General features: G+C 67.9%; 2 protein-coding genes. One reads left to right on the top strand and one right to left on the bottom strand.

What is annotated here, in order from left to right:
- Positions 1-177: dihydrofolate reductase (locus tag JMF90_RS38045; RefSeq protein WP_201326443.1), on the top strand; the 177-nt coding region annotated here is incomplete at its 5' end.
- A gap of 85 nt (positions 178-262) precedes the next feature.
- Here JMF90_RS38045 and JMF90_RS38040 read toward each other — a convergent pair.
- A partial coding sequence (locus JMF90_RS38040; protein ID WP_236598138.1) for a metallopeptidase TldD-related protein occupies positions 263-1,136 on the bottom strand: 874 nt, incomplete at its 5' end.

Genomic DNA, 1,136 nt, shown 5'->3' with positions numbered 1-1,136 from the left:
CTCATGCTCGCCGACAAGCTGATCGTCACCGAGATCGACGCCGACTTCGACGGCGACGCATCGTTCCCGGCGCCCGATGCCGCACACTGGCAGGAAGTCTCGCGCGACGCGCATCAGGCTGCCGCGCCCAACACGTTCGGCTATGCGTTCGTCGTCTACACGCGCAAGCGCGACTGACGACTTCTTCGCACGATGAAAAAAGCCCGACCGGCTCGCGCCGGTCGGGCTTTGTCGTTTCCTGGCGGCCTGCGCCGCGTGCGGCTTACTGCCCTGCGATCGTCATCTGCTCGATCAGCACCGAGCCGGTTTCCTTCGTGCCGCGCACGAGCGAATCCGCACCGATCGCGACGATATGGCGGAACATCTCCTGCAGCGTGCTGGCAACGGTGATTTCCTCGACCGGATACTGGATCACGCCGTTCTCCACCCAGAAGCCCGCCGCGCCGCGCGAATAGTCGCCCGTCACGTAGTTCACGCCCTGCCCCATCAGCTCGGTCAGCAGCAGACCCGTGCCGAGCTTCTTCAGCATCGCGTCGAAATCGTCGCCCGCCTGCGTGTTCGAGCTGCGCAGCGCGAGGTTGTGCGAGCCGCCCGCGTTGCCGGTGGTTTGCGTGCCGAGCTTGCGTGCCGAATAGGTCGACAGGAAATAGCCTTCGACGACGCCGTCCTTCACGACGCTGCGCGCCCGCGTGCGCACGCCTTCCTCGTCGAACGGCGCGCTGCCCATCGCGCGCGGCACGTGCGGATCCTCGACGACCTGGATGTGCGGCGCGAACACCGGCTTGCCGAGGCTGTCGACGAGGAACGACGTCTTGCGATACAGCGCACCGCCGCTCACCGCCTGCACGAATGCGCCGAGCAGGCCGGCCGCGAGCGGCGCCTCGAACAGCACGGGCACCTTGCGCGTGTCGAGACGGCGCGCGCCCATCCGCGCAAGCGCGCGTTCGGCCGCGTAACGGCCCACCGCTTCGGGCGCGGCGAGATCGATCGCGCTGCGCTTCGACGAATACCAGTCGTCGCGCTGCATGTGACGGCCGCTACCCGCGATCGGCGCGCATGCGATGTAGTGGCGCGAGTACGGATAGCCGGCGAGGAAGCCGCGCGACGTCGCCAGCACGAACTGCGAGTGCTGCGCC

The organism is Burkholderia sp. E168m23, from assembly GCF_016586125.1.
Taxonomy (GTDB): Bacteria; Pseudomonadota; Gammaproteobacteria; order Burkholderiales; family Burkholderiaceae; genus Burkholderia; species Burkholderia orbicola.
Note: the sequence above shows the minus strand (reverse complement) of the source record. Positions and strands in the feature narration are given on the sequence as shown.